The organism is Arthrobacter sp. HMSC08H08 (genome assembly GCF_001807575.1).
Taxonomy (GTDB): domain Bacteria; phylum Actinomycetota; class Actinomycetes; order Actinomycetales; family Micrococcaceae; genus Pseudoglutamicibacter; species Pseudoglutamicibacter albus.
The window spans coordinates 65,634-88,745 of record NZ_KV789388.1 but is presented as its reverse complement, the minus strand read 5'-3'; the positions used below and the strand labels follow the sequence as shown (position 1 = coordinate 88,745).

At 59.6% G+C, this 23,112-nt stretch carries 22 protein-coding genes; 15 read left to right on the top strand and 7 right to left on the bottom strand.

The annotated features are described in order from the left end of the window. A partial coding sequence (locus HMPREF3175_RS09900) for an LPXTG cell wall anchor domain-containing protein (RefSeq protein ID WP_141742472.1) occupies positions 1–204 on the top strand: 204 nt, incomplete at its 5' end. Positions 205–376: 172 nt separating this feature from the next. Then, positions 377–1,150 carry a VOC family protein gene (locus HMPREF3175_RS04930; protein WP_070490942.1) on the top strand — a complete coding sequence of 258 codons (774 nt, stop codon included), beginning with the start codon at positions 377–379 and terminating at the stop codon, positions 1,148–1,150. A 131-nt stretch (positions 1,151–1,281) separates the two neighbouring features. Here HMPREF3175_RS04930 and HMPREF3175_RS04925 read toward each other — a convergent pair whose 3' ends face one another. Beyond that, positions 1,282–1,824 carry a methylated-DNA--[protein]-cysteine S-methyltransferase gene (locus tag HMPREF3175_RS04925; protein WP_070490940.1) on the bottom strand — a complete coding sequence of 181 codons (543 nt, stop codon included), beginning with the start codon at positions 1,822–1,824 and terminating at the stop codon, positions 1,282–1,284. 135 nt (positions 1,825–1,959) lie between these two features. Here HMPREF3175_RS04925 and HMPREF3175_RS04920 point away from each other — a divergent pair, with 135 nt between their 5' ends. The 7 genes from HMPREF3175_RS04920 (at position 1,960) to HMPREF3175_RS04890 (ending at position 6,920) form a co-directional block, all read left to right on the top strand. After that, positions 1,960–2,937: a diaminopimelate dehydrogenase gene (locus HMPREF3175_RS04920; protein ID WP_070490938.1), complete on the top strand. Its 978-nt coding sequence runs from the start codon at positions 1,960–1,962 to the stop codon at positions 2,935–2,937. Then, complete coding sequence (locus tag HMPREF3175_RS04915) at positions 2,937–3,371, top strand: FHA domain-containing protein (RefSeq protein ID WP_035757547.1); 435 nt, start codon at positions 2,937–2,939, stop codon at positions 3,369–3,371. Before HMPREF3175_RS04920 ends, HMPREF3175_RS04915 begins: the two co-directional genes overlap by 1 nt. 50 nt (positions 3,372–3,421) lie before the next feature. Continuing rightward, entirely contained in the window at positions 3,422–4,273 is an 852-nt protein-coding gene (locus HMPREF3175_RS04910; RefSeq protein WP_070490936.1) for a hypothetical protein, read from the top strand. An 84-nt stretch (positions 4,274–4,357) separates the two neighbouring features. Beyond that, positions 4,358–4,810, top strand: coding sequence for an FHA domain-containing protein (locus HMPREF3175_RS04905; RefSeq protein WP_070490934.1), 453 nt, complete (start codon positions 4,358–4,360; stop codon positions 4,808–4,810). Further along, on the top strand, positions 4,807–5,607 hold the full coding sequence (locus HMPREF3175_RS04900; protein ID WP_338110380.1) for a transcriptional regulator FtsR: 801 nt from the start codon (positions 4,807–4,809) through the stop codon (positions 5,605–5,607). The genes HMPREF3175_RS04905 and HMPREF3175_RS04900 overlap by 4 nt, the downstream gene beginning before the upstream one ends. A 26-nt stretch (positions 5,608–5,633) precedes the next feature. Then, positions 5,634–6,128, top strand: a complete 495-nt coding sequence (locus HMPREF3175_RS04895) for a bifunctional nuclease family protein (protein WP_052048660.1) — start codon at positions 5,634–5,636, stop codon at positions 6,126–6,128. A 258-nt stretch (positions 6,129–6,386) separates the two neighbouring features. Further along, positions 6,387–6,920, top strand: a complete 534-nt coding sequence (locus tag HMPREF3175_RS04890; RefSeq protein WP_083289412.1) for a MerR family transcriptional regulator — start codon at positions 6,387–6,389, stop codon at positions 6,918–6,920. 255 nt (positions 6,921–7,175) lie between these two features. Here HMPREF3175_RS04890 and HMPREF3175_RS04885 read toward each other — a convergent pair whose 3' ends face one another. Continuing rightward, positions 7,176–8,042: a ParA family protein gene (locus HMPREF3175_RS04885; RefSeq protein ID WP_083285184.1), complete on the bottom strand. Its 867-nt coding sequence runs from the start codon at positions 8,040–8,042 to the stop codon at positions 7,176–7,178. A 493-nt stretch (positions 8,043–8,535) separates the two neighbouring features. Here HMPREF3175_RS04885 and HMPREF3175_RS04880 point away from each other — a divergent pair, with 493 nt between their 5' ends. Further along, positions 8,536–11,991: a pyruvate carboxylase gene (locus HMPREF3175_RS04880; protein ID WP_141742469.1), complete on the top strand. Its 3,456-nt coding sequence runs from the start codon at positions 8,536–8,538 to the stop codon at positions 11,989–11,991. 107 nt (positions 11,992–12,098) lie between these two features. Beyond that, positions 12,099–13,532, top strand: a complete 1,434-nt coding sequence (locus tag HMPREF3175_RS04875; protein ID WP_141742468.1) for a mycothione reductase — start codon at positions 12,099–12,101, stop codon at positions 13,530–13,532. Positions 13,533–13,570: 38 nt separating this feature from the next. On the opposite strand, the gene HMPREF3175_RS04870 is transcribed toward HMPREF3175_RS04875, so the two are convergent. The 3 genes from HMPREF3175_RS04870 to HMPREF3175_RS04860 all read right to left on the bottom strand — a co-directional run bounded on the left by HMPREF3175_RS04870 (position 13,571) and on the right by HMPREF3175_RS04860 (position 16,763). Beyond that, positions 13,571–15,370, bottom strand: a complete 1,800-nt coding sequence (locus HMPREF3175_RS04870) for an AMP-dependent synthetase/ligase (RefSeq protein WP_070490927.1) — start codon at positions 15,368–15,370, stop codon at positions 13,571–13,573. A 127-nt stretch (positions 15,371–15,497) separates the two neighbouring features. Further along, positions 15,498–16,028 carry a hypothetical protein gene (locus HMPREF3175_RS04865; RefSeq protein ID WP_070490925.1) on the bottom strand — a complete coding sequence of 177 codons (531 nt, stop codon included), beginning with the start codon at positions 16,026–16,028 and terminating at the stop codon, positions 15,498–15,500. Between the two features lie 6 nt (positions 16,029–16,034). Next, the gene (locus tag HMPREF3175_RS04860; RefSeq protein WP_256276282.1) at positions 16,035–16,763 is read right to left on the bottom strand and encodes an alpha/beta hydrolase; all 729 of its coding nucleotides are present in this window, start codon (positions 16,761–16,763) and stop codon (positions 16,035–16,037) included. Between the two features lie 24 nt (positions 16,764–16,787). Between HMPREF3175_RS04860 and HMPREF3175_RS10470 the strand changes: the two genes are divergently transcribed. From HMPREF3175_RS10470 to HMPREF3175_RS04850, 3 genes are all read left to right on the top strand, one after another. Beyond that, positions 16,788–17,000 carry a hypothetical protein gene (locus tag HMPREF3175_RS10470; RefSeq protein WP_256276283.1) on the top strand — a complete coding sequence of 71 codons (213 nt, stop codon included), beginning with the start codon at positions 16,788–16,790 and terminating at the stop codon, positions 16,998–17,000. Positions 17,001–17,094: 94 nt separating this feature from the next. Continuing rightward, on the top strand, positions 17,095–18,474 hold the full coding sequence (locus tag HMPREF3175_RS04855) for a class II 3-deoxy-7-phosphoheptulonate synthase (RefSeq protein WP_035757569.1): 1,380 nt from the start codon (positions 17,095–17,097) through the stop codon (positions 18,472–18,474). 86 nt (positions 18,475–18,560) lie between these two features. Further along, positions 18,561–19,355 (top strand): nucleoside phosphorylase, encoded by a 795-nt coding sequence (locus HMPREF3175_RS04850; protein WP_070490922.1) that lies wholly within the window; start codon positions 18,561–18,563, stop codon positions 19,353–19,355. Between the two features lie 85 nt (positions 19,356–19,440). Here the strand turns inward: HMPREF3175_RS04850 and HMPREF3175_RS04845 are convergent, their stop codons facing one another. Both HMPREF3175_RS04845 and HMPREF3175_RS04840 read right to left on the bottom strand, forming a co-directional pair. Next, positions 19,441–21,636 carry a Stk1 family PASTA domain-containing Ser/Thr kinase gene (locus HMPREF3175_RS04845; RefSeq protein ID WP_070490920.1) on the bottom strand — a complete coding sequence of 732 codons (2,196 nt, stop codon included), beginning with the start codon at positions 21,634–21,636 and terminating at the stop codon, positions 19,441–19,443. 301 nt (positions 21,637–21,937) lie between these two features. Next, a complete protein-coding gene (locus HMPREF3175_RS04840; RefSeq protein WP_035757578.1) occupies positions 21,938–22,186 on the bottom strand; it encodes a WhiB family transcriptional regulator in 249 nt (82 codons plus the stop codon). A gap of 417 nt (positions 22,187–22,603) precedes the next feature. Here HMPREF3175_RS04840 and HMPREF3175_RS04835 point away from each other — a divergent pair, with 417 nt between their 5' ends. Continuing rightward, the gene (locus HMPREF3175_RS04835; RefSeq protein ID WP_035757581.1) at positions 22,604–23,107 is read left to right on the top strand and encodes a hypothetical protein; all 504 of its coding nucleotides are present in this window, start codon (positions 22,604–22,606) and stop codon (positions 23,105–23,107) included. Positions 23,108–23,112 lie beyond the last annotated feature (5 nt).

The window sequence follows — 23,112 nt, the reverse complement described above, 5'->3', positions numbered from 1 at the left end:
TCTGAGGAGCCAACCCCAGAGCCATCTGAGTCTGAGACTCCAGCTCCAGAGCCAACCGAAACCGATACTCCGGAAGAGCCAGGCAAGAAGCCAGGTCTCGCATCAACCGGTGTCGAGAATGTCGCTGTAGGCCTCGGCGTAGCACTTCTGCTCGCTGCTGGTGGCGCAACGCTTCTCGTAGTACGTAAGCGGAAGAACGGCTAATGATGCTGTAACTGCTTGAGCATAATGTTCAAGCACAGCGAAGTGCCCTCGCAGGTCAAACCGACCGGCGGGGGCACTTCCTCTTAACGTGTCCCACTTCACTGGGGTGAAAGGATAGGCTCGGAGTAGGAAGTACAGAATGTGTTCAACCTGATCCAAGGAAGGTGATGACATGGAGATTGGTCGCTTTATCGAAGGGCAACCATGCTGGCTCGAACTCCGGACATCTGTTAGGCGCGAAGCCCTCGACTTCTACACGGGCCTACTCGAATGGCAATACGAAGACCGTGAGGGACTCACCACCGCGTTGATCCGCGGCCGCGCCGTCGCCTCAATCGTCGACAAAGTGGATGAGTCCCGTCCGGACGAATGGATCACCTACATCGCTGTAGCCTCCGTCGATGACGCAATCGAACGCGTCAAAGAAGCCGGCGGCGTCGTCCTCGAAGAAGCCCAGAACCGTCCAGGCCTCGGCCGGGTCGCACTGGTGGCTGACAGCCCAGGTGAGCTCGCCGCAGTCATGGGCCTCTTGGAGATCGGCGAGCACCAAGGCTACGAGGTCTACTACAAGGCAGGCGCCCCGTACTGGCACGAACTCTACTCACGGAACTTCCCAGGCACCGTCAAATTCTTCCAAGACGTCTATAGCTGGAAAGTCCAAAACGTATCTGATGTCGTCGGCCACGAATACGTGACCCTGCAGGGCGAAGAGTCAGGCCCGGTAGCCGGCATCATGAACGCCTCGAAAGTCCTCAAAGACAACATCCCGGCAACCTGGCGTATCTACTGGGGTGTCGCTAACGCTGCAGCACAAATCGATGTAGTCGCCCACCTCGGCGGACGCGCCGCAAGCTTCCCAACCGAAACGAACATCGGCGCAGTCGCATCCGTGATCGACCCAGGCGGTGCACGCTTCCTGATCGGCTCCGGATACCCCGTGCTCTAGACAGACTGGAGACAAGCGGTTGTTGGTGCACACCCTCGTTGAGGATGTGCACCAACTGTTTTAACAGCACAGCCAGCAGGGCCTGCGCAGTGACGCCGTGTTTGCTGTAGCTGGTGGGTGTCTGCGCAGATTTAGCGGCCTGTGAGGCCCACGCTTTCCATCTGCAACAGATGCGCCTTAGCCTGCTCGCCACCCAGGTATGCGCCGAGACGACCATCTGACCGGACGATGCGATGACACGGCAGCAGTATCGGCAAAGGATTGCTGGCACACGCGGTACCCGCGGCGCGCACCGCAGAGGCGTTACCGGCCATCTCAGCTAGTTGCGCATACGTGAGCCTAGACCCGTAAGGAATCTGGGAGAGCGCCCGCTGGGCTCTAACCCGGAACCCATCGCCGTGCGGTCCATCCAGCGGGACATCGAACCCCTCCCGTTTGAGCATGAAATACTCATCGAGCTGCTCCACAGCCTCATCCGCCCACGCTTGAGCCTGCTCACGGTGCCCAGGCTCGGCCTCTAAAAGTAGGCTTTCTATCCCATCTTCTGCACACGAGTGAACGCGATGCTTGAACTCGACGCGAGCGATCCCCGAAGGCGTCGCTGAGACCACGAGCGTCCCGATGGCAGAGGACAGTTCAGCTACCGCAGCCACATCAAGCAACGGTTGAGACATGTTTATACTCCCAGCTTTGTGATGCAGATGACGCCGTGCGTCGTCACATCAAGGACCAAATAAGTGTGTGGTTTTAGAATAGTTCGTCAGGTGAACCGCCATATGGCTTCACACAACATACGGAGGGCCCTCAAAATGGCTACAGAAACGCAACGAACTATCCGCGTTGGCATTGTCGGCTACGGCAACCTTGGCCGCAGCGTCGAAAAGCTTGTCCAGCAGCAACCCGACATGGAATTGGTCGGTATTTTCTCCCGCCGTGATTCCCTCGAAACCGAAACTCCAGTCTTCCCGGCAGCGCAAGCCTCCGAATACTCGGACCAGATCGATGTCCTGTTCTTGTGCCTCGGCTCCGCAACTGACATCCCGGAGCAAGCGCCCGGATTCGCCGAGAACTTCACCACGGTTGATACCTACGACAACCACACGTTGATCCCACAGCACCGCAAAGCCATGGATGAAGCCGCCAAGAAGGGCGGCAACGTCGCATTGATCAGCACGGGATGGGATCCGGGAATGTTCTCCCTCAACCGTACGATGGGGGAGGCATTCTTCCCGAAAGCCCAGCAGAACAGCTTCTGGGGAACCGGTTTATCGCAGGGGCACTCGGATGCGGTCCGCCGTGTAGAGGGCGTGAAGTATGGCGTCCAGTACACCGTTCCAGCAACGGACGCGATCGAAGCCGCCCGTGCAGGCAAAGGCGAGAACATCAACAAGTATGAGGCGCATGAGCGCCGCTGCTACATCGTCGCGGAGGAATCCGAGCATGAGCGGATCCGCGAGACCATTGAGACCATGCCGGATTACTTCGAGCCATACAAGACCGAAGTGAGCTTCATCTCTGAAGAAGAGTTCCTACGTGACCACCAAGGAATGCCGCACGGCGGCCGCGTGATCACAACCGGTGACCTCGAAGGTAGCCGAGCCACCATCGAATATTCACTGGACCTGGAAGCCAATCCGGATTTCACCGCAGCAGTACAGGTCGCTTACGGCCGCGCGGCGGCACGCTTGGCTGCTGAAGGTCGCACAGGAGCGGTCACGGTTCTTGAAGTTCCGCCATATCTGCTTTCGCCGACCTCCCTCGATGAGCTCGTAGAGCGAGACATCTGATGCCGCATCAACCTGAATCCGGCGGGGTGGACGTCACCACGCCGGAGACCCTGAACCGTGTTGCCCGCTCCCTGCCCGTGTGGGATCCACTACCGCCGGATAGCGCGTATGTTGAGTTGACCCACCCGGACGGTGCCCGCGTCCGTATCACAGCTGACGCGCTCATCGGCCGGCAACCCGGGGAGCACGCCGGGGAAGAAGGCGTGATCGGTGTGCCAGTTCAAGACCCGCACAAAAGTGTCTCCCGCGTGCACGCGAAGCTGTGGGTGACACCGTCCGCCCCGCCTTCAGTGAGCGATGCCGGGTCAGGAAACGGTACCCTTGTTCAACGCGGCGAGGACTATATTTCTGTTGAAGAGAACCCCGAACCGCTTGAAGATGGCGACATCATCTGGTTAGGTGACGTTGGATTGCGGACAACACTCCAGCATTAAACCTGCACGGTAGGATCGGCACGGTAGAGAAACTCTACGGTAGAAAAACTATGGACCAGTACGAAACTGCCCACGGCGCCCGGCTCTGTACCCACTACTTGCAGCGCGCCGTATCCGCGTGGCTCGCAGAGCCAGCTCCACACCAATGGATGGGGTTGCTTTCGGAGTTCTACGGGGCCTATGTGGCCGTGCCGGTCAACGAGTTCGGGCAACCGGTGACCTATGTTCATGAGGGTCAGCTCGCGGTTCCGGCGCACACCAGGCGCGAGGCAGTACCTGCGTGGTGTGCCAGAATCGGGTTGCAAGAAAGCCCGCGTGTGAACATCATGCTCGGGGATGAACTACTGGAATACCTTGCCGCGCGGCACCCTGATCATTGCGTTGTATTAGACCCGCAAGAAGCGGGTATCGCTATCTACCCTGTTGATGAATACGTGGCCGGATATTCGCGTTTCGGCCGTCTCAAAGCGGCGCTACGCCGGGGCGAGGAAGGCTATCAACACCCGGCGGGGGAAGTGATCCAGGAGCTTCTCAAGCCTGGCGCCGAGATCGTGTATATGCTCAGTCCCGGCAGCGGGCTTCGGCCGGGGGAGCAGCCGTATCCGCAGTTGGTTAACAAACCAGCTGATGGCGTCGGTGTGGGCAACGGTGCCTCGGCCGCTGATGCCGCCGTGGCAGGCTATGCCGGCGCGCCACCCGGCGGTGTTGTGGCTTGCCCCTTGTTCACATCAGCGCTTGAAGTGTTCCGTTTTCAGCCGCAAGCTGGAGCCGCTCAAACCAGTGTTGAATGGTTCCGCCGATACCTGCCAGCAGGCCTAGCGATCTGTATTGATCCGGCCGCTGACGGTAAGGTTATAGAACTTAGCGCCCAAGAATTGAACACAGCTGGTTTCTGGTTGTGACGCTGTGAAAGATAGTTGGGTCAAAGCAAACGCTCAGCATGCGATAAGGTTGTGACAGTTGTTAACACGAGTGAAGGAGTGGTCATGACTCAGGGCCAAGCGGATGGCCGCGGATATGGCGTGGAACCCTCCACCCAGACAACCTCAGTCGCCCTGCCACCAGTCAGCGACGAGGTCATTGCAAAATACCGTTTGTCTGAAGAAGAACGCCGTGCAGTAACGGCTCTTCCACAGGATTCAGCGCTACTGCTCTCCAACGAGGGTGAAGTCAAAGGCGCACGCTTCCTGCTGGATAAGGACGTGACCACGGTAGGACGCCGTCCGGATTCAGACATTTTCCTCGACGATGTCACCGTGTCCCGCAAGCACGCCGAATTCCGCCGGGAAGGCCGCGTGTTCCGTGTGGTTGACTCCTCGAGCCTCAACGGCACCTACGTCAACGGCGACCGCGTTGACGAAGTAGAGCTGCGTTCCGGTAGCGAGGTGCGCATCGGTAAGTATGTCTTGAAGTTCTACCAGCCACTTCCAGAGCAGTGACAAGACACAGAAGCCTTGACGTAGTTTTGGGTCGAAGCTCGGCTGCCGCGGCAGCGGCGCCGGCTACCGGCCCGAGCCGAGAACCTGCGTGCGCACCGCGTAAAGGCGTCAAGAACATCGGCGATGTCCTAGCCATCCTGCAAGATGATTTCCCGGCAGTGACGGCCTCGAAGATTCGCTTCCTCGAAGAAAAAGGCCTCATCACCCCGGCCCGCACCGCAGCCGGGTACCGCAAGTACACCTCCTCGGATGTTGAACGTCTGCGGTTTATCCTCGCGCTACAGAGGGATCAGTACCTTCCGTTGAAGGTCATCAAAGAACACCTCGATGCGGTCGATGCGGGGGAGAACCCGCAAGCTCTGCCTGGCGGAACTACGATCGCTCCACGCGTACTTGATGAGGTGGAAGCCGAACAGATCGCAGGCCACGTGCGCCCGCTCACGCGCGCCGAGTTGGCTGGCCGTGCAGGAGCATCGGTCGCTTTCGTCGATGAGCTGGTTGAGCTTGGCATGATCGCCGCCGGTGAGGATGAACTCTTCGGCTCGAACGCCTTACAGAGCGTCATTGCCGCGTTGCGTCTAGCCGAGTACGGTGTTCAGCCGCGCCACCTGCGCCTGGTCCGTACCGCCGCGGAACGAGAAGCCGCACTCATCGAATCAGTCGTGACTTCATCGCATCCGCGCCGCGACTCGACCTCCTCCGCGCGCGCCGCTGACCAAGCCGAGACGATGGCCGAGGCGCTATCAGTGCTTCACCGCGCGATGCTGCACAGCCGCATCGACCATTTCGACCGCTAGAGAACGCCCAACCAGGGAGTGTTTCTGTGACGTTAGAAGGTTATCGAGCCGTTTCTGTAGAGAACGCGTTGATCGAGTTGCCTTCGCAGCAACCCGTTGTGGTGATGCATGAAATCACTGGGGACCGGGTGTTTCCGTTGTGGATCGGCTCAGCTGAATTCGCGGTGATCTCCAACTTATTGGATGGAAGCCCCGCCAAACGCCCCCTCACGCACGACCTCCTGCTGGACATAGTCGATGCCCTGGATGCCAACATCTTGCGTGTGCGGATAGTGGACGTGGACGACATGACCTTCCACGCCCGGATCGACCTCGACAACGGCCGTGAAGTGGACTCCCGCGCATCCGACGCCGTGATACTAGGGTTGCAGCTGGACGTGCCGATCCTGATCACGAGCGAGCTTCTGGATCATGTAGGCGTAGTGCGCCCTGTGGACGAAGACCCCGGCGCAACTGAGGCTCAAGTTGAGGAATTCAAAGAATTCTTGGAAGGCCTCGACCCTTCGGATTTCAAGGATTGACCCGTCAGCTTTTAGAGATTGAACGCGACACGCCTTCAAGTTAAACATGAAGGTCTTTGACCACGGGGCTTATTCGGCCTAGTTTCTTAACTAGAAGAGTCTCCTCTTTACGACCTTGTTGTCTCACATCACTCGCATCCGAGAACTGCAAGGTTTAGAGCCGACCCAGTTCTCGAAGATTTGAACGCAAGGAGAGCGTACGTGACTCGCGACGTAGACCACCCGGATGTAGGCCATGTGGCGCCCGGAAGCCAGGGAATGCTGTTCGATGACGACCTCCCTGTGTTAGATGAAGCTGCGGGGTACCGCGGACCTACCGCATGCAAAGCTGCTGGAATCACGTACCGCCAGCTGGACTATTGGGCTCGCACCGGGCTTGTTGAACCAACCGTGCAGACCGCCGCAGGATCCGGCTCGCAACGGCTCTACAGCTTCCGCGATGTGCTCGTTCTCAAGGTTGTGAAGCGCCTGCTGGATACCGGCGTGTCCCTCCAACAGATCCGCACTGCAGTCGCGACCCTGCGTGAACGCGGGGTAGACGACCTCGCGCAGATCACCCTTATGTCCGATGGCGCATCGGTTTATGAATGCACCTCGGCTGACGAAGTGATCGACTTGGTCCAGGGCGGCCAAGGCGTCTTCGGTATCGCTGTGGGGCGAGTGTGGCGCGAAGTTGAATCCTCGATCTCCGAGCTACCGGTTGATTATGCGCGCAACGAAGACAACCCAACACCCGTTGCACACCCAGAGGACGAACTCGCACGCCACCGGGCACGCAAGTCTGCCTCCTGAACAGATACCCCAGCGGACTAGCCACGTAGCCTAACTGGCCTACCCTGCCACAGGTAAGGCAGAAACAGAACTTAAACGGATGTGGGGCTGAGACGAATTGTCGTCTCAGCCCCACAGCCGTTTAATGCACGTTTCTAAGTCAAGAGATCCTATGTGCGGGAGAGAACCCTCCAGCGGAGAAGGTGTTGGCGGAAGCTATGTGGCGGGAACTGTATGGCAGGAGTGATAAGGGTGGCAGCCGCGCGGCCGAGTATCTTAGCGGCGGCTGCGGCGTCCACTACCGCGGCGGCTAGCGTTCCTTTTCTTCTTCTCTTCCTTCAGCTGCGGCAAATCCGGTGCGATAGTGCGCAACGCTTCCTCGAAGGCCCCGGCCGTGTCACGTGCAGCACTTCCCGGCCAATGATGAACCGCATAAGCGGCCCCCTGAATCTGCTGCCAGTTCGGGGTCTCCGGGATCGGAGGCTGAACCAAGCCTTCGCCGAACATCACGGAAAGCTCGTTCAAGCGGAACGCATGCTCCGAGGAGTCACGACGGTAACGGTTCGCGATCACGCCGTAGGTGTCGATCGTGGTATGGAACTCGTCACGGAACAGCTTCAGTGCACGTAGTGCGCGCTCGGTGCCCGCAACAGAGAACAGCGCCGGTTCGGCCACCAAGAGCACACCATCGGAGGTGTACCACGCCATCCGGGTCAACCCGGACAGTGAAGGTGGGCAGTCAATCAACACGAGGTCATAATGCTTTTCCGCGCCCTCGAGTACACGCTGAAGACGCTTCAGATCGCGCGTGCGGATGTCTGGGCGGTCATAGTAGCCGGTCATCGCAGACCCTGGCAGAACATCCAAAACCGCGTTCGGGTTGCCGTTGGCTTGCTCGCGCGCGGTCCACGCGGAAGGTGCGGGATCCGAATCGATCGAAGCCTTCCTCGGGGACTTCAACAGCTCACCGATCGGTTCCGTCGCGTTGGGCGAAACACCCAAACCAGTCGATGCGTCCGCGTGAGGATCAAGATCAACAACCAGGGTACGAACTCCAGCGGCGAGAGCGGCAGAAGCCAAACCCAAGGTGACGGAGGTCTTACCGACGCCTCCCTTCAGCGAAGACACGCTGATGATCTGCACAAGCAAACACATCCTTGATGAGACGGAACCATGAAGCACGCAGTTATGTTGCGCTCACTAGGCTACCGCCACGATGTATTCGAGCCGGGCAACCGCAGGGAAACCCTGCAGATCCACGCCAGCCTGTATGCGCAACACACTGTTCACATCATATCTAATAGGGTTCTAAGCCTCGGGTTGATTCCCGCTGTGTTCCGGAAGGTTTTTTCGATCCGTTGTGTTCGGTGGCGAAGCTCGTTGCATCGCCGGTGTCCGCACCCCGTGGCAGGGCCCGGGATAAGGCACGGGGTAGGGCCCCGGGATAGGGCACGGAACCGAGGCTGGCCCCGTAACATCGAGCGCTTATGTGAACCCGAGCCAGGATATTTCAGGAATCTATATAAGATGTTGCCACCTGGATATATGTCCACGGACGCTACCTCTCCAGCAGAGATACGTTTTCATCGAACAAGACGGCTGCACCAGTGTGGCCTAGATACAAGGAGGCTTGGCTGTGAAGCAGAAAAGCAAAGTGTTGGTCGCTAATCGTGGTGAGATCGCGATCCGCGCGTTCCGAGCCGCCGTTGAACTAGGGATGGACACCGTAGCCGTATATCCGTGGGAAGACCGTAAATCCATTCACCGGCAGAAAGCCGATGAGGCCTACCGCATCGGCGAAGAAGGCCGCCCGTTGCGTGCCTACCTCGATGTTGAAGAGATCATCCGAGTAGCGAAGTCCTCCGGAGCGGACTTTATTTACCCAGGTTACGGGTTCTTGTCCGAGAACCCGGACCTTGCTCGCCGCGCTGCCGAAGAAGGTTTGACCTTCGTAGGGCCGCCAGCCGAAGTTCTTGAACTTGCCGGCAACAAAGTCGCTGCGATCAACGCCGCCAAGCAAGCCGGCATCCCAACGCTCGCCTCGACCGACCCGTCAGAAGACATCGACCACCTACTCAGCCAGGCCGAGACAATCGGCTTCCCGATCTTCGTCAAAGCCGTCGCGGGCGGCGGTGGCCGCGGCATGCGTCGCGTTGAGAAAATCGAAGACCTCCGTGACGCCCTCGAAGCCGCATCGAACGAAGCCGCAACCGCGTTTGGTGACGGCAACGTCTACCTCGAACAGGCTGTGCTGAAGCCCCGCCACATCGAAGTCCAAATCCTTGCCGACGGTGAAGGCAACACGATTCACCTCTACGAACGTGACTGCTCGGTTCAGCGCCGCCACCAAAAGGTTGTTGAAGTAGCTCCGGCGCGAGACCTCGACCCAAAGGTGCGCGAATCGATCCTCAAAGACGCCGTGAAGTTCGCGAAGGCCGTGGGCTACCGCAACGCGGGAACCGTCGAATTCCTGCTCGACACCGAAGGCGAACGCGCCAACGAATACGTGTTCATCGAGATGAACCCACGCATCCAGGTTGAACACACCATCACCGAAGAAATCACCGACGTCGACCTCGTCGCAGCTCAGCTGCGCATCGCGATGGGTCAGACCCTCGCCGACCTCGGCCTGAGCCAAGACACGATCCAGCCGCGGGGAGCCGCGGTGCAGTGCCGCATCACCACCGAAGACCCAGCCCAAGGCTTCCGCCCCGACGTAGGAACCATCGCCGCATACCGTTCCGCAGGCGGCACCGGTGTACGCCTCGATGGCGGCACCATCTATGCGGGCGCCGAAATCTCGCCACACTTCGACTCACTGCTCGTGAAACTATCGACCCGCGGGGCGACCTACGACATCGCGATCCGTCGCGCCCTCCGCGCACTCGACGAATTCCGCATCCGCGGCGTGGCGACCAACATCCCGTTCATCAAAAACGTGCTGAGCCACCCCGAATTCCAGGCCGGGCCTGTCGCAACCGACTTCCTCGACAGCCACCCAGACCTGACCGACATTCAGCCAAGCCGCGACCGCGGAACCAAAGCACTGGCCTACCTCGCAGACGTCACCGTGAACCAGCCCCACGGTCCACGCCCCGACATCATCAACCCCGCACTCAAACTACCCGCCTACCCGGGCCACACCCTCAACGACCCGGAAGCATCCCCATTCGACACCGCCAGCGGGCCAGCACCAGCCGACGGTTGGAAACAAGTGCTCGATGAGCAAGGCCCTGAAGGTTTCGCCCAGGCCCTACGCGCGCACACAGGCCTAGCCGTAACAGACACAACCTTCCGCGACGCACACCAATCGCTGTTGGCAACCCGCGTACGCACCCGCGACCTGCTCGCCGCAGCACCCGCGGTAGCCCACACCCTCCCACAACTACTCTCGATCGAAGCATGGGGCGGGGCAACCTACGACGTCGCGTTGCGCTTCCTGGGTGAAGATCCCTGGAAACGCCTCGAACTCCTCCGCGCCGCAGTACCGAACATTCCAATCCAGATGCTGCTGCGCGGCCGCAACACGGTCGGCTACACCCCATACCCGCAAGAAGTCACTGAAGCGTTCGTCGAACAAGCCGCGAAAGCCGGCGTGGACATCTTCCGCATCTTCGACGCCCTCAACGACATCGACCAAATCACCCCGGCCATCGCCGCTGTACGCAAAACCGGGACCGCCGTGGCAGAAGCCGCACTCTGCTACACCGGCAACCTGCTCGACCCTGAAGAGAAGCTCTACACGCTCGAGTACTACCTCGAACTCGCCCAAAAAATGGTCGACGCCGGCGCGCACATCCTCGCAATCAAAGACATGGCAGGCCTGCTGCGCCCAGCCGCAGCAACCCGACTCGTGACAGCACTACGGGAACGCTTCGACCTACCAGTCCACCTCCACACCCACGACACCGCAGGCGGCCAACTAGCAACCCTGCTCGCTGCCGCACAAGCTGGCGTCGACGCCGTGGACGTCGCATCCGCGGCGATGGCAGGCACCACATCCCAGCCATCCATGTCCGCGCTCATCGCCGCAACCGACAACACCGACCACGAAACCGGGCTGTCCATGACCGCGGCATCCGACCTTGAACCATACTGGGAGGCACTACGCCAGGTCTATGCACCATTCGAATCCGGACTCAGCTCACCAACCGGGCGAGTCTACCGCCACGAAATCCCCGGCGGACAACTCTCCAACCTCAGGCAACAAGCGATCTCACTGGGGCTGGCTGACCGGTTCGAAAAAATCGAAGAAGCCTACGCGGCAGTTGACAAGATCCTCGGCCACCTCATCAAGGTCACCCCATCCTCCAAGGTTGTGGGCGACCTCGCGCTCGCGCTCGTAGGCGCCAACGTCGACCCAGCCGATTTCGAGCAAGACCCAACACTGATCGACCTGCCAGCATCCGTGGTCGGATTCCTCTCCGGAGAACTCGGGACACCAGCAGGAGGCTGGCCAGAACCATTCCGCAGCAAAGCGCTCGCCGCGGGTGCGAAAGACGTCTCCGTGGTGCCGCTGGATGCTGAGGATGCCGAAGCCCTCAAAGGCGAGGATGAGACCGTTCGGGAGACCCTCAACCGTTTGCTCTTCCCCGCGCCAACCAAGGAATTCAAGCAGAAGCAAGAAGAGTTCGGCGACCTCTCCGTGCTCGAAACCCGCGACTGGCTCTATGGCCCGGAACGCGGCGAAGAATCACTCATCCCGCTTGAAGAAGGTGTGCGCCTGCTGGCAAGCATCGAAGCGATCTCGCCAGCCGATGAACACGGCATGCGGACCGTTCACTGCCGACTCAACGGCCAATCACGCAACATTCAAGTTCGTGACCGCTCGGTTGAGGCTCGGGTCGAACAAGCCGAAAAGGCCGACCCCGACAACCCGGCGCACGTGGCCGCACCATTCGCAGGTGCAGTCACCGTTCGCGTCAAACCAGGCGATACCGTGGACCGCGGCGGCCGCGTAGCAACCATCGAAGCAATGAAGATGGAAGCTGCGATCACCTCACCGACCGGTGGGGTAGTCCGCCGCGTACTGATCGACGGGACCGGGCAAGTCAACGGCGGCGACCTCATCGTCGAATTCGAACGCGACTAAACACCCAACGCTGGGGCGCAGCCTCGGCCCTAGGAAAGGGACCGAGGCTGCGCCACAGTAGCGGCCCGCATGCGAACATGACTGGCCCTCCATGCGAAGATGAAGGCATGACTCATTACGATTTGGTGATCGTCGGTTCCGGCTCAGGTAACTCGCTTGTGACCCCGTTCTGGGACAACAAGAAAGTTGCCATCATCGACGGCGGGGTCTTCGGGGGAACCTGCCTCAACAAAGGATGCATCCCCACGAAAATGTTCGTGGTGCCCTCAACACTGGCCGCCGAAACCGAACACCTCCGTAAGCTCGGCATCGACATGCACGTCGACGCCGTGCACTGGGCGAAAATCCGTGACCGGATCTTCGGCCGCATCGACCCGATCTCAGAAGCCGGTCGTAAATACCGTGCCGAAGAGCTTGAGAACGTGGACCTCTACGAGGAGAACGCTCGCCTCGTGAACCCGCACAAACTCGTGACCGATTCCGGCAAAAAGATCAGCGCAGACCACGTGGTGCTCGCCAACGGCTCCCGCCCCTCACTACCATCGGTGCGCGGCATGGACCTCAAAGGTGTACACACCTCGGATACGATCATGCGCATCGAACGCCTCCCACGCACCATGGTGATCGTCGGAGGCGGGGTCATTGCCGCGGAGTTCGCCGCGATCTTCCACGGGCTGGGCGTTGAAGTCACCCAAGTGGTGCGCGGCGAACAACTACTCAAACACTTCGATGACGAAATCGCCGACGCCTTCACACAGGCCGCCCTACGGCGCTGGGACATCCACCGCGGCTGGGACATCAAACGCATCGGCGTGGGCGGAGATGCCGAACTCGCCGCAGAATTCACCCGCGGCGATGAAAAACTCACCCTCAACGCAGACATCGTGCTCATGGCCACCGGCCGCGTCCCGAACTCTGACACGATTGACGCTCACGCCGCAGGACTCGACACCGATGAATCAGGGTTCATCCAAACCGACGAATACATGCGGGTGCTCTCTAACGGTAAACCGCTAGAAGGCGTGTGGGCGCTTGGCGACGTCACCAACCACGCCATGCTCAAACACGTCGCTAACCGCGAAGCCCGCGTGGTCTCCCACAACATGGAAAACCCGAAACAGCTGCGTGCAGTAGACCACAGCGTCATCGCCTCCGCAGTGTTTTCCAACCCGCAGGTTGCCTCCGCAGGTCTCACTGAGGCTCAAGCGATCCGTGCCGCGGAAGACCAAGGCCGCGACGCCAACGACGTCATCGCCTACACCCAGCGTTACGGGGACGTCGCCTACGGGTGGGCACTCGAAGATGAGGAAGGCCTCGTGAAACTCATCGCCGAGAAATCAACGGGCAAGATCCTCGGTGCTTTCATCATGGGGGAGCAGGCACCAACACTGATCCAGCCGCTCATCCAAGCGATGACGCTGGGAACCGACGCATACACGATGGCGCGGGCACCCTACTGGATCCACCCGGCACTGACCGAAGTAGTCGAAAACGCGCTCCTAGGGTTGGAAAACCAGCCGCCAAAGAACCCGCCGCTATAAGACGCAGAGGCCTTAGCGGGCCCCTGCCCAGGCCTTCACTAAGGTTTGTAGAGTTTCTCGACCTCATCCTGGAAGTCCTTCAACACAATCTGCCGGCGGATCTTCAGGCTCGGCGTCAAATGCCCTGTCTCTTCGGTCAGGTCAGTCGTCAAAACCCGGAACTTACGGATCGACTCAGCACGCGAAACCGTGTCGTTCGCCGAATCGATACCTTCCTGGATGTCCGCGAGAAGATCCTTATTTTCTACAAGGTCCTCAATCTTGGTGTCGGAAGGGAGGTTATGGCGTTCGAGCCAGCCTGGCAGCGCTTCCTCATCAACCGTGACTAGCGCGCCAACGTACGGGCGGCCCTCACCAACCACAACACACTGAGAAACGATCGGCACACTACGGACGCGGTCCTCCATGAGGCCCGGAGCTACGTTCTTACCGGAGGCCGTCACCAGGATCTCTTTCTTACGGCCCGTGATGGTGAGGAAGCCGTCCTCATCGATCGTGCCCAGGTCACCCGTGGCGTACCAACCATCAACGAAAGCGTCCTCCGTAAGGTCTTCACGGTTGTAGTAGCCCTTGAAAACACACACGCCCTTGACGAGAATCTCGCCGTCCTCGCCGAGTTTGATCTCATTGCCCGGGACCGGGCGGCCGACAGTGCCGATCTTGATCTTCTCGGGAGTGTTCACCGTGACAGGCGCCGCCGTCTCAGTAGCTCCGAAGCCCTCCAGCACGGTGAGGCCAATACCGTTGAAGAAGTGGCCCAAACGTTCACCCAGTGCACTACCGCCAGAGACCGCATGAGTCACCTTGCCGCCCATCGCGGCACGCAGCTTCTTATAGATCAGCACATCGAAAATCTTGTGCTTCACGCGGGTGCTCAGCGAAACCTTACCCTCAAGGGACTGACGCGAATACTCTTCAGCGACTTTCGCGGCACGCGCGAAAATTTTGCCCTTGCCGCCATCTTCAGCCTTTTGTTGCGCCCCGTTGAAAACTTTCTCAAACACGCGAGGAACAACGAGCAAGAACGTCGGCTTGAACGAATCCAGCGCCGGCAATAGGTTCTTCAAATCCGAGGTATGGCCGGTGCGTGTGCCACCGCCGACCGCCATCAACGCGATGAAGCGGGCGAAAACGTGAGCCAACGGCAAAAACAGGATCGTGGACGCGTCCGGGGTGATAACGCCGGGAACCGCTGCGGCCGCGTTGTCTGAAAGGTCCACAAAGTTCGCGTGCGTGAGTTCGCAACCCTTCGGTTTCCCCGTTGTGCCCGAGGTGTAGATGATCGTGGCGATGTCCGTCTTCTTCCGCGGAGCTTCCTGCTGAGCGCGCTGCTCCTCTGAGACGTTCTCGCCGGCAGCGCGCAGCTTATCCAACCCGTCCTCGTCGATCACCAACGTCGCTGAGATCTCAGAAAGCGACTCGGAATCCTTAGCGCGCTTAACAGCCTGGGCATGCCTGGAATTCTCAACGACAACGATCTGCGAGCCAGAATCCTTCAAAATCCAGGCGACCTGGCTAGGGGAGGAGGTCTCATAGATAGGAACCGAAATACCGCCGGCATACGCGATAGCGAAATCGACCAGGCTCCACTCATAACGCGTTGCTGACATCAACGCGACCCGGTCTCCGGGCTTCACGCCGTAATGCATCAATCCGCGTGCGATGAGCTTGGCATCCGCTGCGAAATCTCTAGCGGAAACATCAACCCAACCGTCGCTACCGTCCGGTTTAGAGAACAATGCAATATCGCCATTCTTCTCTAAATGACGGTCGACCAGGTGAACCAACGTAGCGTCTTCTGGGTTCACAACCTCGGCCGGAACAGAAACGGTTTCCACAAGCAAACTCCTGACTATCGCGTGCGGGACGAGCCACACCACCTCAAATGTGATGTGCATCACTTTGGCTACCTACTACTTTATGCCATTGCCCCTACCCATGCGTAACCAGGTGTCTCTTAGATCGCTAAACACGCGCCCCGTCATCCCATGGATCACGAGGATGCCGCGGCAACGTCCAGCCCAAATACAACAAGGCACCCAGTTCACCGGCGATGAAAACCCACCACATGAAAGGCGCGATACTCACCTTGAACATGACCAGCAGGAGTATTACAAGCGGCAAGGCCACCACAACGGACCACGCCAGAACCCTGTCTGGACGTCCAGAGAAAATCGACGGCGGATCTTCAGGAACATAATCAGTGTCCTCACCCCACCCAGCGGCATCCTCTATCGGAGACCAATCCCGCGGACCTGCAAGGTGAGCACCGGAGCCGGCAGAATGAACAGCGGAGCTAGGTTCGGAGGGAGGCTCAGCCGTGGAATCAGCGTCAGCCTTTCTGGTGGGATAGAACGGCTGAGAGGCGAAGAAATCCTCGAGTTCCTCGGATTTCCGCTGTGCCTGCGCTTCAGCATCTGTTACGCCCGGGTCCATGGCCTCGAGGCGAGCTACAAGATCAGCCCACTCCGCATCGTCATCACGGCGTTCCTTCACCGCAACTCACACACCCTTCGCGGTATTCGTTACTGCATCATGCTTGCCGCCAGAATTGTGCTTGCCGCCAGAAGCACGCAAACGCTGAGCGATCTCATCAACCTCATCTCGGGACGTCGAGAAGATCAGCGGGGCATCCTCATCCAACGTAGCTACGTGATAGCTGTTGCGGAGTTCAACGTAACGCACCTGATCACGCACACGAGACTGAAGGCCACGGTAGAAGACCCTCACCGACGAATCCGGAATAATATGATCCACGGTCGAACGGAACAACGTGATCGGGGCATCCACCCCAGGCAACATGCGACGGGTGCGGGCCACCAAACGCGTCATCTGATCCACCGCGGTCACAGGCACCCGTTCATAAGCGGTCTCAGAAACGCCCTCTTTGCGGACGTCACCCCCGATTGAGCCAACCGTAGGCAAAAACCTCTTCATGACGCCCGCAAACGAAGCCATAGGTGGATACGTGAACGCAGGGTTCACAAAAAACAAGTGATCCGGGCGGCGCACCGCACCCAGATAAGCCGTCAACGTCCCGCCCATCGACAAGCCGCCCACCGCAACGGCATGGCACTCAGCGGCCAAAGCATCGTAAGCGTTCTCCACCGCCTGGCACCAATCATCAACGGTCACCGACTCAAGATCCTGCCAGCGCGTACCGTGGCCGGGAAGGAGGGGCATAGAAACAGTGTGCCCAGCATCCTGAAGGGTCTTGCCCCAATCGCCCATGCATGCCGGATTAGACGTGAACCCATGAATCAACAGGACACCCACACCGCTCGTACCGGCAACGAACTGCCCCCGCGCAACGCCGTTGTGCCCCTGCGCAACGCCGCGGCTCTGGGTGGCATCGTGACCGTGGACAGCGCCGTGATCGTGCGTGGCATCGTGACCCTGGACAGCGCCGTGATTCTGAGTCCCCATCAATGGCCCTTTCTGGAAAATGCATCGGACATGAGTGGCTAGTGGACACACTACCGGCGTGCCCTAGGCGTTGACTGTATTACGCCTAGAACGCAAGACTTTATGCCCGCACCACTCGGCTCCGTAGACTAGAGAAATGCAGACAAACGCCACATTCCCTGACGCTGGATCCCAAACAGGCCCGGCCGCTAACCCGGCCCTGGACCGGTGGCGTTCGCTACCGATCAAACAGCAACCAGACTGGGCGGGCACCGAAACCCACGCACGTGCCGTTGCTGAACTCGGAAATAAGCCGCCGCTGGTCTTCGCAGGCGAAGTCGATGCGCTACGCGACCAACTGGCGCGAGCAACCCGCGGCGAAATGTTCGTGTTGCAAGGCGGGGACTGTGCCGAAACATTCGCCGGCGCAACCGCAGACAAAATCCAAGCCCGCGTCAAAACCATCCTGCAGATGGCCGTGGTCCTCACCTATGGTGCGCAAATGCCGGTACTGAAGATGGGGCGCATGGCAGGCCAATTCGCTAAACCACGCTCATCTTCGACCGAAACCCGCGACGGGGTGACCCTGCCAACCTTTCGGGGCGAGATCGTCAACGGTTTCGAATTCACTGAAGAAGCACGCAAACCAGACCCGATGCGCATGGTGACGGCCTACAACACTGCAGCCGCTACCCTCAACCTGATCCGCGCGTTCACACAAGGGGGTTTCGCTGACCTACGTTCAGTGCATTCCTGGAACCGTGGCTTCATGACCAACCCCGCCTACCAGGAATACGAAGAACTCGCCGCAGAAATCGACCGTGCCGTGCGTTTCATGGATGCATGCGGAGCCGATTTCGAAGCGCTACGGCGCACAGACTTCTACGCGGCACACGAAGCGCTCCTACTGGACTACGAACGCGCGCTGACCCGCACCGATTCCCGTACCGGCAACCCATACGCGACCAGCGCCCACTTCCTGTGGATCGGTGAACGCACCCGCGAGATCGACGGCGCGCACGTCGATTTCCTCTCACACGTTGAAAACCCGCTCGGAGTCAAACTTGGCCCCACCTCCACAGGGGAGGACGCGCTACGTTTGATCGAGAAACTCAACCCCAAGCGCATCCCAGGCCGCTTGACGTTCATCACCCGCATGGGGGCCACCAACATCCGCGAAAAGCTCCCACCCATCGTGGAAGCGGTCAAGAACGCTGGCGAAGACGTTTTGTGGATCACCGACCCGATGCACGGCAACACCGTGACCAGCTCCAACGGCTACAAGACCCGCCGCGTGGAAGACGTTATGGACGAAGTCAAGGGTTTCTTCGAAGTGCACCAGTCGCTCGGGACCGTGCCAGGCGGTCTCCACATCGAAATGACTGGCGATGACGTAGCTGAATGCCTCGGCGGGGCAGACCCGATCCGGGAAGACCAGTTCGATGACCTCTACGAAACCGTATGTGATCCACGCTTGAACCATTCGCAATCCCTTGAACTAGCGTTCCAGGTAGCCAATGGCCTAGCGCACCGTTAACCCGTAGCCGTAGAACCGAACAACACGAGCCGAACACGAGCCGAACACGCAAGCTGAGCTCACAAGAGGGGCAGAGGAAGGGAACCATGAGCGAGAAGAACACCCAGACCGGTCTCATAACCGGCCCGTACGCCCTGTTTGATCGCGATGAGGACCGTAACGACCTCATCAGCGGGTTCTGGCGGGCTGACTACGCCCCCAACACGCTACCGGAGAGACTCGTGCTTGCTTTCCTGGGGCCCACCGTGGACGAGTTCGCGCACGAACGCGGCTGGGAATGCCGGGTTGAGCTGGATTCGATCACCCGCGACTACCCGTACTGGGTCACCGAACACAACGGGGTAGAAGTCGGCGTAGTGTTAGCTCCGCTGGGGGCATCCGCGGCAACACAGAACCTCGAATTCGGTGTGGCGCTAGGCGCTAACAAAATCATTGCAGTGGGTAGCTGCGGGGCGCTCGACACTCAAGAAGAGAACGTGTTCTTCATCCCGGAGCGTGCGCTGCGCGACGAGGGAACGAGCTTCAAATACTTGCCAGCTGAAGACTGGATTGACCTCGATGCCGCCGGCATTGAAGCTGTTGAGGCGGCACTTGCGGCTCAGAACCGTGCCGGGGAACGGGTCACCGTATGGACCACCGACGGGTTCCTGCGTGAAACTCCGGCGATCATCGAACGCCGCCGAGCAGCCGGATGCGACGTCGTGGACATGGAATGCTCAGCGCTCGCGGCAGTATCCCGCTTCCGCGGCGCAACCTACGGACAGTTGCTCTACACGGCTGACTCGCTCGCCGACCTCGACCAGCACGACCCACGCGGCTGGGGGAAAGCCTCCCGCGGCATCGCACTCGACCTCGCCATCGAGGCCGCAACCCGGCTGTAAGTCAGTAGCCGGCGCCGGTCTTCAACGGCTGAGGGGCAAGACAGCTGAGGGCAAGACGGCTGAGGAGAGCTACACGGCGTGAGGGCTAGACGACGCCGATCACAACGGTTGAGCCGCGCTTGAGCATCTCACCGGCCCGCGGACGTTGTTGCACCACGTTATCGAGGACTGTACCGAAGGAACCTTCCTCAACGGACACTTCGAATCCGGCGTCTTCGAGGATCTGCCGGGCTTCGTCCGTGCTCTTGAACCTCACATTCGGGACCTCTACCAGGTCAGGGCCCTTCGAGACGACCATCTCGATTTCGCTACCACGTTCCACTTTCTCGCCACCATTAGGGGAGGTGCGGATTACCGCACCTTCCTCGTAGGTGTCAGAGAACTCCGCTTCACCGACCACCACAGTGAAACCTGCGGCTTCGAGGAGATCTTTCGCATCGGACTCGTTGCGGCCCTGCACACGCGGGATCTCGACAGGGGCAGGGCCGGACGACACCACCACATCGATCTTTGAGGCTTCCGCGATGCTTGAGCCGAACTCCTCAGATTGTTCAATGATCTTGCCGGCTTTGGCTTCGTTGTGGCGTTCGGTCACCTTACCGAGCTTGAGATTGGCTTCCTCCAGCTGAGCTTGTGCAGCTTTACGGTCCAGACCGTTGAGGTTCGGGACGCTCACCATCCTCGGTCCGCGCGAAATCACCAGGTTCACTCCCTGGTACCGGCGGACCGACTCACCGGCTTTTGGGTCAGTAGCTATGACCTTGCCTTTCGCGACCGTGGCCGAGTAGTCCTCGCTCGTGTTCGCGTGGGTCCCGACTTCGTCAAGCTGGGATACCGCACTGGCTTCCGTCTGGTTCCTCAGATCAGGCACCACTACTTCAGCGCCCGGTCCGGAACCGAACCACCACGCACCCAGGCCGGCACCCAAGACCAAAATGAAGACGATGAGCGCGATGAACCAAGCCTTCCGTTTGGTTCCCGGCCGGGACACGGATTCAGATGGTTTGCGTGCCGCGCGCCCCGTGCGTGGTCCCGTCTTAACCGCGGAAGCACCCGCACCTGCTACGGAACCGGATTCGTTACTTTCGAAGGAACCCGGCCTGATCTCGTGCGATTGGGTGTCATCAGGCAAACTCAGCTGATGATGCGGGATCCCGCCCTCCGGAACCACAGTCGTATCCGAATCTGGCGGAGGTGGCGTGACAACCGATGTTCCTTCATCGTGCGGAAGCGGAACGTAGGTTGTCGGCGCATCGTTATCCGCCGCATCGTCGTCACTGCTCTGCGCTTGGTGACTGTTCTGCGCTAGGTGCTTAGCTCCAGCGGCGTCCCCGGCGTCAGTCAGTTCGTCTTCGCTCGGGCGGGTGCGGGCCAACAGGTTCTGTGTAGCGACCACCAGATCATGCAGGGTGACCGGTTCATCACCTAAGTCGAGGTCCTCTTCTGAAAGGTGACGCTCCACGTGGCGCAACGCGTTGAGGAAATCCCCGGCGTGGGTCGGGCGTTTATCTGGTTGCTGCTCGGTGGCCCACGCAACCAGATAATCGAAGTCCTCGTTCAGTTCCGGCACTGTGACCGATGGCGCGGGAACCGTCTCGTTGACGTGGCGCATCGCTACATCCCACGCCGTCTCCCCGGTGTAGGGTTGCCGTCCCGTCAAAAGCTCATACAGCAGAATGCCGCACGCATAAATGTCGGTGCGTTCATCTGCGCCGCGCCCGGTCACCAACTCGGGGGAGACATAAGCGACAGTGCCGACCAGCCCGCCGGTAGCGGTGTGTTCGCTTGCGGCCCGGGAAAGACCGAAATCTGCGAGTTTGATGCGGCCATCCGCTGAGATAAGAACGTTCTCAGGCTTGATGTCACGGTGCACCATGTTCGCTTCATGCGCGGCAGCGAGGCCGGAGAGGATCGCTTCCATGACTTCAAGCGCTGCTCGCGGAGCCATCGCGCCCTGGGTCCGCATGACATCACGCAACGTCACGCCCGGAACATACTCCATGACGAGGTAGGCTTCGGAACCGTCAACCCCTTGGTCATAGACATTGACAACGTTGGGGTCACTCAACCGCGCTGCCGAGATCGCTTCCGCCTCGAAGCGTTCAACGGATTCCTTGGTTTCGGCAAGGTGCGGATGCAAAACCTTCAACGCGACCTGGCGGCGCAGCTTCAAATCCGTACCCAAATACACCGTGGACATGCCTCCGCGCGCAACTCGGCGCTCGATGCGATAACGATCATCGAGCACTTCGCCAACTAATACGTCGCGGCGTCCTGGCATAGTCACACCTCGATCTTAGGGGAAAGCAGAGCAGAAACCATTCAAGCGCACCCTCATGGGGAGTCACACCTCGAACTATACGAGCCGTATTACCCCGGGGTATACGACCAAGGGATGAGCCGCGCAGAGATAGTCGCAACTCTTGATTGGTTGCGGCGCTGGGCTGGAAGCGGTGGGCGGGATGCGCTGGGCTGGATGCGGTGGCGGGTTTGAAGTTGGGGTGCTTGAAATTGCGATGCGTTAAACATGCGGGCGTCCGGTGTTTAGTCCGGACGCCCACATGGGTATGAATATTGAGTGTTTAGGATGCGCGGCGGGCGCGTGCGGCGCGGCGCTTCATTGCGCGGCGTTCGTCTTCGCTGAGCCCGCCCCACACACCGGCGTCCTGGCCGGTCTCCATTGCCCACGAGAGGCATTGTTCGATGACCGAGCAGGTGCGGCACACGCTCTTCGCTTCTTCGATCTGCAGGAGTGCAGGACCTGTGTTGCCGACTGGGAAAAAGAGGTCAGGGTCTTTTTCCAGGCAAGCGGCTTTATCGCGCCAACTCATGCGGTGAATGCTCCTTGGTTGCTGTGGCGACAGCCCACGATGCTCCGTGGGATCGCCGTGTTGTTGCGTCAGTGTCGCAACATGTTCGTTGTGCCTGCGGTCTTCATATCGGTAGTGCAGGCTGTTCGTTTTGTTTACATCGATGCTGGAGAAACAAGACGGCCCACATGACGTGGGCCGGTGCGTCTACAACATCAGGTACTGACATCAATTTTCCCACGGGGTTGGTAGCTAGACAAGGGTGAATGCTACTTGAAAGTCACTAATTGGTATGGCGTTGATCACCGTTTGTGCACTAAGAGCTGAGATTCTGTTGGCCTTCGTTATCCATCCGTACACGTTCGAAATGTAGATGTGGAAGACGGTTTCCCGTGCCAGGTTCGATGGGTGCACGTTCTCAGACCTAGAATGTTGGGCATGATGACTCAGCCTTCCCAGCCCGCCAAACGCTCCAAGCAGGCAGATTCTTCTCAGCAGGCGCACTCTTCCAACCAGGCGGAGCCTCGTGAGGTTCGCATGGTTGCTCCTGCATCTGTCAAAGTGACTGTGGCGATGCTTGGGTTGGAGGTCTTGGGGGTCGCGGCCGCTTTGATCATGTCGATCGTCAACCTCAATCAGCCGGGCCCGTTGAATATGCCGGGCCGCATCTTCATGTTGGTTCTGATTGCCGCGGCCGGTGCGGGTTTGTTAGTGACAGCGGTTCAGCATTACTTAGGTAAAGCGTTCACCCGCGCGATCATCGTGGTGTGGCAGCTGTTCCAGATCATCATTGGTGCCCAAGCGCTCGCCGGTGGCGGAGCGATGTTCGGCGGCGGTATCTGGTTGGGGCTTGCGATGGTGGTCACGGCCGCGGTTGCATTGGTGATGGTTTTCTCCCCGGCCACGCGTTTGTACCTTTCCATCGACGACGTCCCACGCTGAAACCT